Source organism: Streptomyces sp. CNQ085 (genome assembly GCF_022614595.1).
GTDB lineage: Bacteria > Actinomycetota > Actinomycetes > Streptomycetales > Streptomycetaceae > Streptomyces.
The window spans coordinates 1-9,279 of the sequence record NZ_JAJFAU010000174.1; the positions used below are offsets into that span (position 1 = coordinate 1).

The window sequence follows — 9,279 nt, forward strand, 5'->3', positions numbered from 1 at the left end:
GCCGTGTACAGCGCGCCCGCGCCGCGGTGGTCGCGCCACAGCAGGCGCTCGGCGGACGAGGCCGCGCGCCCGAAGGCGGCGACGGGGTGCGCTCGGCGCGGGTCGCCCGCGATCAGGTCGAGCAGGTACCCCAGAGCCGCGCCGCACGCGTAGCCCGCGGCCGCGCGGCCGAGGAGCGCGGGGAGACCGGCGTCCGCCAAAGCGGGGGCCGGAGGGAGGGCGTGGTCGGCACGCATCGAGTCAGCCGGCCGTCACACCTCGTGCGGAACCGGTGGCGCGGCGGGATGGAGATGGTGCGGCAGACAGGGTGCCGGGCATGGCGGTATGTCCTCACTCAGGGTCCTCGCCCTGGCTCGACGTGACCGGCGGTGAGAGTCTCCTGGCTCCCGGATCGGCGCGTCCCCCGGCCTTCCAGCCCGATGCGAGGGCCGTGACGCTGGGTGGGGGAGCGCTCCCCGGTGACAGTGGCGGGACCGCGCCGGATTCGCACCGGCTTCCTCTCCTGCCGCCGTTTGGCAACGGGAAGTCCACCACGACCGGGAGGGCGCGTCAACTCACCCATGACCTGCGGTGGCGCACTGTGCGGAAGCGCACATGGCACCCGGCGGCGCACGCCGGGGCGCTCACGCCCGGGGAGACGGGAGTGCGGCAGGGCGCGGACGGACCCTGGAGACGCCGGGACATCCGGGAAGGCCGCGAGGAACGCACCGGCGCCCGGCGGACACCGCCGGGCGCCGGTGAGAGGCGTAACGGTGCCGGAGGCCCGGGCGGGCTCCCGGACGCCTCGGGCCCGCTCAGGCGGCGATGATGTAGATGCCGTACGCCACCGCGGCCGCGCACAGGGCGTAGCTGGCGTAGGCGCCGACACGGGCCGGGGCGGAGAAGCCGTCCCGCGTCCTGCCGTTGGCGCCCAGGCCGACGATGCCGAGGGTGAACAGGCCCACCAGGCCGACCGTCATCACGAGGCTGACGCCGAAGACCTGGCCGAGGGCGGCCCAGTCGATGTCCATGGTGCTTCTTCCTTCGCGGGGCTCGGGCTCAGGGAGCGGAGACGGTGGTCCTCGCCGGGGTGTCGGAGGCCCTCCCGGCCTCCTCCATGGCGGCGGTGGGCGGCGGGGAGACGGCCTGTACCGCGGCCGTGACCACGCCCCGGCCCTCCGCCTCGGTCGGCTCGACGTCGTTGACGTTGGTGTGGTCGACCGGCTCACGGCGGGAGGCGATCCAGATGGCGGCGATGGCGGCCATGGAGACGACCGCGACCACGGTGACGCCCCAGTCGCCCTGGATGGCCAGCAGCGCGGAGCCCGCGGCGATCAGGCCGGCGGCCGGGAGGGTCAGGCCCCAGGCGGCGATCATACGGCCGGCGGTGCTCCAGCGGACCACGCCGCCCTTGCGGCCCAGGCCGCAGCCCATGATCGAGCCGGAGCAGACCTGCGTGGTGGAGAGCGCGAAGCCCAGGTGGGAGGAGGCCAGGATGGTGACGGCCGAGCTGGTCTGGGCCGCGAAGCCCTGTGCCGGGCGGATGTCGGTCAGGCCCTTGCCCATGGTACGGATGATCCGCCAGCCGCCCAGGTAGGTGCCGAGTGCGATGGCGGTGCCGGCCGAGGCGATGACCCACAGCGGTGGGTCGGCGTCGGTACCGAGCACGCCGCCGGAGATCAGCGCGAGGGTGATGACGCCCATCGTCTTCTGCGCGTCGTTGGTGCCGTGGGCCAGGGAGACCAGACCGGCCGAGGCGATCTGCCCGGCGCGGTAGCCCTTGGCGACCTGTCCTTCTCCGGCGTCGCGGCTGATCCGGTAGGTCAGCCTGGTCGCGAGCATGGCCGCGATACCGGCGACCAGGGGCGCGACGAGGGCCGGGATCAGCACCTTCATGAAGACGGCGCCGACGGAGACGGCGCCGATACCGACGGCGGCGATCGTGGCGCCGAGGAGGCCGCCCATGAGGGCGTGCGAGGAACTGGAGGGGAGCCCGGCCAGCCAGGTCAGCAGATTCCACAGGATCGCGCCGACCAGTCCCGCGAAGATCACCGCGGGTTCGATGCCGGAGTCCTCGTTGATGAGGCCTTTGGAGATCGTCGCGGCGACCTCGACCGAGATGAAGGCGCCGACGAGATTGAGGACCGCCGACATCGCCACCGCGGCCCTGGGCTTGAGTGCCCCGGTGGAAATGGTGGTGGCCATGGCGTTGGCCGTGTCGTGGAAACCGTTGGTGAAGTCGAACACCAAGGCCGTGACGATCACGATCCCGATGAGAAGCGTGATGTTTTCCATTCACCCAGGCAATCGGTCGAGGGGGCAGGTACTCGGTGAACGTAAGGATGTCGGGTGAACGTGAGGTGAACTGAGAACGGCGTCACGGTGTTCCGTGTCACCTGTGTGCGCAGGGTCGCACGGTGCGGTTGCGGGCCCGCCCCGGTGCGCCCCGGCGCACCGTGTGCCCCCGGCGCGGCCCGCCGGCGCTAGAGTGCTCCGCCGGAGGTGGCGCGGATGCGGTCGGCCTGGGCGGACGCCTGGCGGGAACTGGTGGCCACGGCCCGCCGGACGGTGGCCGACGGCCTGGTCGTGGGTACCTCGGGCAACGTCTCGGTGCGGGTCGGCGACACCGTCCTGGTCACCCCCAGCGGCGTCGCCTACGACCGCCTCGGTCCGGACGAACTGTGCGCCGTCGGACTGGACGGGCGGCGGAAGGCCGGCGACCTGGTGCCCACCAGTGAACTGCCGATGCACCTGGCGGTGTACCGCTCCACCGGGGCCGCGGCGGTCGTCCACACCCATGCCGTGCACGCCACCGCCGTCTCCACCCTCGTCGACGAGCTTCCGGCGATCCACTACATGGCCGCCGCCCTGGGCGGTGCGGTCCGTGTGGCGCCGTACGCCACCTACGGCAGCGAGGAACTGGCCGCCCGTGTGCAGGAGGCGCTGCGCGACCGCAGCGGCTGCCTGCTGCGCAACCACGGCACCCTCGTGTACGCCGACAGCCTCGGCCGGGCGTACGACGGCACCGCCCAACTGGAGTGGATGTGCCGGGTCTGGCTCGCCGCCGCCTCCGTGCCCGGCCGCACTCCCTCCCTGCTGCCGCCCGGGGAACTGGACCGCGTCGCCGAGCGGCTGCGCGGCTATGGGCAGCGGGACCGGCCCGCCCCGCCCGGCGGATGATCCCGAGCGGACGGGGTACGAGGTGGGCGCCCCCGGCGGCGCCGGGGCGGGGGCCGCCCCGGCCTGCTCCCCGCTCACCCGCCGGGGCCCGCCCGCTGGCCCCGGCGACACCACGCCGTCATCCTTGGAGACGATGAGTCCGCGCAGAACGGCGGCCCTGACCGCCCTCACCACGCTCGGTGCCGGAGCGGCCGCTGTCGTGGCCGGCCGGTACGCGGCCACCGCCGCCCTCAGGCCGTCCTCCGGGCGCTCCCTGCCCGCCGGCTTCGAGGGCCCGCAGTTGACCGTCCACGCCACCGCGGCGGGGCAGATCACCCTGACCCGCTCCCTCGTCTCCCAGCTCCCCGGCACCTACGCCCTCACCGGTCCCGGCCGGCACGCCGTCGTCGGAGCCGTGCTGGACGCCCCCACCTCCGCCGACACCGTCGTACGGCGCCTGGAGCGGGTGGACCGCGGCCGGCTCGCCACCGGCGACCGGGTGCGGCTGACCCCGCAGCTCCACACCGGAAACCCCGAGGAGGCGCTGGACCTGGAGTACGCGGACGTCGAGGTGCCCGGCGAACTCGGCCCCCTGCCCGCCTGGTACCTGCCGTCCCTGCGCGACGTGTGGGTCATCGCCGTGCACGGACTGGGCGCCACGCGCGAGCACCCCATGAACGTCCTGCCCTTCCTGAAAGCCATGGGCGTCCCCGTACTCGTACCGGCCTACCGGGGCGACCCCGGGGCGCCCCGGTCGCCCGACGGCACCGTCCACCTGGGCGACTCCGAGTGGCACGACCTCGACTCGGCCGTCCGCTACGCCCTCGGCCGCGGTGCCCGCGGCGTGGTGCTGTACGGCTGGTCCACCGGGGCCACGATGGCGCTGCGGACCGTCGCCGAGTCCCCGGCCCGCGACTTCGTCACCGGCCTGATCCTGGACTCGCCCGTGCTCGACTGGCGGGCCACCCTGCGCGCACTGGCCGGCGCCCGCCACGTCCCCGCACCCCTGCTGCCGCTGGCGGTGCGCGCCGCGCAGGGCCGCGCCCGGCTCCACCCGGAGCTCCGCTCCGAACCTGGCGACCCCGGCGCGCTGCGGCTCCCCACGCTCGTCCTGCACGGCCCGGACGACGCCGTAGCGCCCTGGGGCCCCTCCCGCGAACTGGCCGAACGGCGCCCGGACCTGGTCTCACTGCACGTCGTCGGACAGGCCCCGCACGCCGCCATGTGGAACGCTGACCCACAGGGTTACGAGGAGGCGCTGCGCCGCTTCCTCACCCCTCTCATGTGAGGCGCCGCGACCGGCGTTTGGGCTTTCGGGCCGTCATCAACAACACTGCTCCCGTGACGTCCCGTACCCCGCGAGACACCCGGCTGCGCCTCGTATCCCGGCAGCCTCTCGCCGCCGCGCGCCGAGCAGTGGGCACGCGCCGCCGGCGGAGCGCGCCCCGGCCCCCCGAGGGAGTGCCCCCACGAGACCAACTCGCCCGGCAGGCACGGGCCTGCCTCAGCGACGCCGTGCGGCTGGCCCGCTGGGCCGACGGCACCGGGCTGTCACCGGGGTCCGCCGCCGAGCGGGCGGCGGAGGAACTGCGGATACCCGTGGAGCAGATCCCCGTCCACTGGGACCGCGCCCGGCTCGCCGGCCTCGTCGAACTGCACGACGGCACCGCCATGCCCGGCTGGCGGCTGCGCGCCTGGGACCGCGACGACTCGGCCGTGCTGCGCGGCTGGGTCGCGCTCTTCGACGCCTGGTCGCTGGCCCATCCCGCACCCGGCGGCGCGGACCCCGGCGCGGTCGGCGAGGTGGTCGTGGCGGCGCCGCAGTTCCTGTCGGTGATGCACCTGTCCTCCGGTCCGGTGACCGTGCCGGCCCTGCTGGACCTGCTGAGGCGGCGCATCGCGGAGATCCGCGCCGAGCGCGACGGCGCGGAGTCGCCGGGCGGCCCACCCGGCGACTCCCCGGCGGGCGGGGCGGCCGGGGAGCCGGACGACTGCCTGCCCGCGCTCCTTGACTGGGCCCTCCACGGGCTCGCCTCCGTCGGCGCCCTCACCCGCTGCGCCGAGGACGGCCGGGGCCGCCCCGGCCAGGCGGTGCTCACTCCGCTGGGCAACTGGGCGGTGTGGGTGAAACTGGAGCAGATCTGTGTCGCGGCCCAGAGCCCGGCGGGGAACATCGAGCAGCACGCCGAGGACATGCTGCGCGGATGCGCCAGGCTCTCGCCCGGAGAGGCCCGCGCCGAGTACCGCGCCTGGCTGGCCGCGCGCCCCACCGGCCCGGCCGTCGCCGAGCTGATCGGGGCCGCGCGCGGCGACGACGCCCTCATCCGCGGTCTGGCCTTCGAGGCGCTGCGCGCCGTGGGCGCCCCCGCGGAGCCCGCCGTCCGGGAGGCGGCGGGCGAGCCCGTCCTGCGTCCCTACGCCCTGCTCTGGCTCGCCGAGCACGACGGTGCGGACCCGGCGGACCTGGCGAACGGCGCCCCCGGTGTCCTGACCGCGGAGGAGGCCACCTGGCTGTGGGTGGACACCGCCGCGGCCGTCGCCGACCACGGCGACGGGAAGGTGCTGGTGGAACACCTGGACTCGGCCGTGCAGAGCAGCGTCCCCGGTCTTCTGGAGGCCGTTCGCGCCACCGGCCACCCCCGCACCGTTCAAGTCCTGGTCGCGCTCGCCGCGGCCCACCCGGACCCGGCGCTGGCCAGGGCCGTGCGCCGGGCGGCCTTCCAGGTCCACACCGGTGAGGTGTGACGGGCCTGTCCCCGGCCGGGCCGCGTGCGTCCCGCACGGCGGGCGCCCGCCGCCCGGGCGTACGCGGTCCCGCCGCCCGGGCGCGGAAATCCGGTTGCGCGCCGCCGTTAGACTGGCCGCATGGTGAACCTCCTCGTGCATTAGCGGCGTACGCCCGTCTCCCAGCCCCCGACCGACGACGTACGTACGTCCACCCTGCCCAGGAGTACTTCCGTGATCACCGCCACCGGAGTAGAGCTGCGCGCCGGCGCCCGGATCCTCATCGAGTCCGCCTCCTTCCGCATCGCCAGGGGCGACCGGATCGGACTGGTCGGCCGCAACGGGGCCGGCAAGACGACCCTCACCCGCTGCCTGGCCGGGGAGGGCGCCCCCGCCGCCGGGACGATCACCCGCACCGGTGAGGTCGGCTATCTGCCCCAGGACCCGCGCACCGGCGATCTCGACGCCCTCGCCCGCGACCGCATCCTGTCCGCCCGCGGTCTGGACACCGTGCTGCGCAGGATGCGCGAGAACGAGGACCGGATGGCGAACGGCCAGGGCGCCACCCGCGAGAAGGCGATGAGGAAGTACGAGCGGCTGGAGACGGAGTTCCTCACCAAGGGCGGCTACGCCGCCGAGGCCGAGGCCGCCACCATCGCCGCCAGCCTCGGCCTGCCCGACCGGGTGCTCGGCCAGCCGCTGCACACCCTCTCCGGCGGCCAGCGGCGCCGGGTGGAGCTCGCCCGCATCCTCTTCTCGGACGCCGACACCCTGCTGCTGGACGAGCCGACCAACCACCTCGACGCCGACTCGATCGTCTGGCTGCGCGACTTCCTGAAGACCTACCGCGGTGGCTTCGTCGTCATCTCTCACGACGTCGACCTGGTGGAGACGGCCGTGAACAAGGTCTTCTACCTCGACGCCAACCGCTCCCGCATCGACGTCTACAACATGGGCTGGAAACAGTACCTGGCCCAGCGTGAGGCGGACGAGAAGCGGCGCAGGCGCGAGCGGGCCAACGCCGAGAAGAAGGCCGCGGCCCTCAACTCCCAGGCCGACAAGATGCGCGCCAAGGCCACCAAGACGGTGGCCGCGCAGAACATGGCGCGCCGGGCCGAGCGGCTGCTGGCCGGGCTGGAGGAGGAGCGGCAGGCCGACAAGGTCGCCAAGCTGCGCTTCCCCGACCCCGCGCCCTGCGGCAGGACCCCGCTGACGGCCGAGGAGCTGTCCAAGTCCTACGGCTCGCTGGAGATCTTCACCGACCTCTCGCTCGCCGTCGACAAGGGCTCGCGCGTGGTCATCCTCGGTCTCAACGGCGCGGGCAAGACCACCTTGCTGCGGCTGCTGGCCGGGGTGGAGAAGCCCGACACCGGCCGGGTGGTCCCGGGCCACGGACTGAAGCTGGGCTACTACGCGCAGGAGCACGAGACGCTCGACGGCGACCGCACGGTCCTGGAGAACATGCGCTCGGCCGCCCCCGACATGGACCTGGTCGACATCCGCAGGACGCTGGGCTCGTTCCTGTTCTCCGGCGACGACGTGGACAAGCCCGCGCGGGTGCTCTCCGGCGGTGAGAAGACCCGGCTGGCGCTGGCCACGCTGGTGGTCTCCTCGGCCAACGTGCTGCTGCTGGACGAGCCGACCAACAACCTCGACCCCGCCAGCCGGGAGGAGATCCTGGGCGCCCTGCGCACCTTCACCGGCGCGGTGGTCCTGGTCACCCATGACGAGGGCGCGGTGGAGGCGCTCCGGCCGGAGCGGATCATCCTGCTGCCCGACGGTGTGGAGGACCTGTGGGGCGAGGAGTACGCGGACCTCGTGGCGCTCGCCTGAGCGGAGCCCGTCCTCCGCCGCCCGGTCGCACCGCGGGCGCGTGGTGATCACACCGTTCTGGATCATTCGGCCGAGGCTTGATCCGTCATCTGAGTGAGGTCGGCTCGTATTCCGGCGCGGTCGGGCGTCGATGGCGCCGGCGATGTGGCATAGACCTCCTCGACCGGATGTTTGAGTACCAGTCGAGGCGCTGACCTGCTCTTTCTTCATGAAATGCGGAACCGTGCCCTCGGTGAGCCCCACAGAACGCCCCGCTCCGGAGCCCTTCGGCTCTTGTCCGCCCGCCGACGACGTTTTACGGACCTTGCCGAATGGGTGGCCAGAAAACCGGCAAGGGGTGATCATGAGAGTCCAGAGCGCACTTCCCATGAGGAGGCACGGGTGGCCGAGACTCTGAAGAAGGGCAGCCGGGTGACCGGCGCCGCGCGCGAGAAGCTCGCGGCTGATCTCAAGAAGAAGTACGACTCCGGTGCGAGCATCCGGGCGCTGGCCGAGGAGACCGGCCGCTCCTACGGATTCGTGCACCGGATGCTCAGCGAGTCCGGCGTGACCCTGCGTGGTCGCGGCGGTGCCACGCGGGGCAAGAAGACCGCGACGTCCTGAGACCCAGGGCGTCCCGAGGGGCGCCACCCGGTCGGCCATCCGATCGGCCGGGTGGTTACTCTTCAGTCACTTGACAGTCGTCCGACTGCGGACTGCCCCGGGAGGTCCTCATGACCCTGCTCGACAAGGACGGCGTGCGGCTCGTCGCGGACGGTGCCGTGGCCACGGTCACGCTCGACCGCCCGGCCAGGCGCAACGCCCAGACCTTCGCCATGTGGCGCGCCCTGGCCGAGGCCGGGCGGCTACTGCCCGGTGGGATCCGCGTCGTCGTCCTGCGCGGAGAGGGGCAGTCCTTCTCCGCCGGGCTCGACCGGCAGGCCTTCACTCCCGAAGGCTTCGACGGCGAGCCGTCCTTCATCGACCTGGCGCGCGGTTCCGATGCCGAGGTCGACGAGGCCATCGCCGGCTACCAGGAGGCTTTCACCTGGTGGCGGCGGAACGACATCGTCAGCATCGCCGCCGTCCAGGGCCACGCCGTCGGCGCGGGCTTCCAGCTCGCGCTCGCCTGCGACCTGCGAGTGTGCGCCGACGACGTGCAGTTCGCGATGCGTGAGACCAGCCTCGGACTGGTCCCCGACCTCACTGGCACCCACCCGCTCGTCTCCCTGGTCGGATACGCCCGCGCGCTGGAGATCTGCGCGACGGGACGATTCGTGCGCGCCGAGGAGGCCGAGCGGACCGGCCTGGCCAACCTCGTGGTCCCCGCCGCCGAGCTGGAGGCCGCCACCGCCGATCTGGCCGCGGCGCTGCTCGCGGCTCCGCGTGACGCGGTGATCGAGACCAAGGCGCTGCTGCGCGGCGCGGTGGACCGCGCCTACGACGAGCAGCGCGCAGCCGAGCGCGCGGCCCAGACGCGCAGGCTGCGCGATCTGGCCGGGATCGACGACTGACGGCCGGCCGCCCTCACGCCGGGCCCCGCGCCGCCTCCCCCTCCGTCACCTCCGTCACGACGGCCGCGACCGTCACGGGCCCGCGGGCCCC

8 protein-coding genes, 1 pseudogene and 1 riboswitch are annotated in these 9,279 nt (G+C 73.8%); of the genes and pseudogenes, 6 read left to right on the forward strand and 3 right to left on the reverse strand.

Annotated elements, in window-relative coordinates; genetic code table 11:
- The 3 genes and pseudogenes from LJ221_RS21485 to LJ221_RS21495 form a co-directional block, all read right to left on the reverse strand.
- Window positions 1-236, reverse strand: a pseudogene (locus tag LJ221_RS21485) (hypothetical protein); the annotation flags it as partial.
- A 136-nt stretch (window positions 237-372) separates the two neighbouring features.
- Window positions 373-501, reverse strand: a riboswitch (cobalamin riboswitch).
- Between the two features lie 293 nt (window positions 502-794).
- The gene (locus tag LJ221_RS21490; protein ID WP_241718372.1) at window positions 795-1,010 is read right to left on the reverse strand and encodes a hypothetical protein; all 216 of its coding nucleotides are present in this window, start codon (window positions 1,008-1,010) and stop codon (window positions 795-797) included.
- A 28-nt stretch (window positions 1,011-1,038) separates the two neighbouring features.
- Window positions 1,039-2,274 carry an inorganic phosphate transporter gene (locus tag LJ221_RS21495; RefSeq protein ID WP_241718373.1) on the reverse strand — a complete coding sequence of 412 codons (1,236 nt, stop codon included), beginning with the start codon at window positions 2,272-2,274 and terminating at the stop codon, window positions 1,039-1,041.
- A gap of 216 nt (window positions 2,275-2,490) precedes the next feature.
- On the opposite strand from LJ221_RS21495, the gene LJ221_RS21500 reads away from it, so the two are divergent.
- The 6 genes from LJ221_RS21500 to LJ221_RS21525 all read left to right on the forward strand — a co-directional run bounded on the left by LJ221_RS21500 (window position 2,491) and on the right by LJ221_RS21525 (window position 9,188).
- A complete protein-coding gene (locus tag LJ221_RS21500) occupies window positions 2,491-3,159 on the forward strand; it encodes a class II aldolase/adducin family protein (protein ID WP_241718374.1) in 669 nt (222 codons plus the stop codon).
- A gap of 133 nt (window positions 3,160-3,292) precedes the next feature.
- Window positions 3,293-4,426, forward strand: coding sequence for a S9 family peptidase (locus LJ221_RS21505; protein WP_241718375.1), 1,134 nt, complete (start codon window positions 3,293-3,295; stop codon window positions 4,424-4,426).
- A 53-nt stretch (window positions 4,427-4,479) separates the two neighbouring features.
- Window positions 4,480-5,883 carry a hypothetical protein gene (locus tag LJ221_RS21510; RefSeq protein ID WP_241718376.1) on the forward strand — a complete coding sequence of 468 codons (1,404 nt, stop codon included), beginning with the start codon at window positions 4,480-4,482 and terminating at the stop codon, window positions 5,881-5,883.
- Window positions 5,884-6,096: 213 nt separating this feature from the next.
- The gene (locus LJ221_RS21515; protein WP_241718377.1) at window positions 6,097-7,695 is read left to right on the forward strand and encodes an ABC-F family ATP-binding cassette domain-containing protein; all 1,599 of its coding nucleotides are present in this window, start codon (window positions 6,097-6,099) and stop codon (window positions 7,693-7,695) included.
- 381 nt (window positions 7,696-8,076) lie between these two features.
- Window positions 8,077-8,298: a helix-turn-helix domain-containing protein gene (locus LJ221_RS21520; protein ID WP_175540892.1), complete on the forward strand. Its 222-nt coding sequence runs from the start codon at window positions 8,077-8,079 to the stop codon at window positions 8,296-8,298.
- Between the two features lie 110 nt (window positions 8,299-8,408).
- Entirely contained in the window at window positions 8,409-9,188 is a 780-nt protein-coding gene (locus LJ221_RS21525; protein ID WP_241718378.1) for an enoyl-CoA hydratase/isomerase family protein, read from the forward strand.
- The last annotated feature ends 91 nt before the right edge of the window (window positions 9,189-9,279 follow it).

Coding starts and splice junctions, on each gene's coding strand:
- LJ221_RS21490 (WP_241718372.1), bottom strand. CDS start 1,010: ATGGACATCGACTGGGCCGCCCTCGGCCAGGTCTTCGGCGTCAGCCTC.
- LJ221_RS21495 (WP_241718373.1), bottom strand. CDS start 2,274: ATGGAAAACATCACGCTTCTCATCGGGATCGTGATCGTCACGGCCTTG.
- LJ221_RS21500 (WP_241718374.1), top strand. CDS start 2,491: ATGCGGTCGGCCTGGGCGGACGCCTGGCGGGAACTGGTGGCCACGGCC.
- LJ221_RS21505 (WP_241718375.1), top strand. CDS start 3,293: ATGAGTCCGCGCAGAACGGCGGCCCTGACCGCCCTCACCACGCTCGGT.
- LJ221_RS21525 (WP_241718378.1), top strand. CDS start 8,409: ATGACCCTGCTCGACAAGGACGGCGTGCGGCTCGTCGCGGACGGTGCC.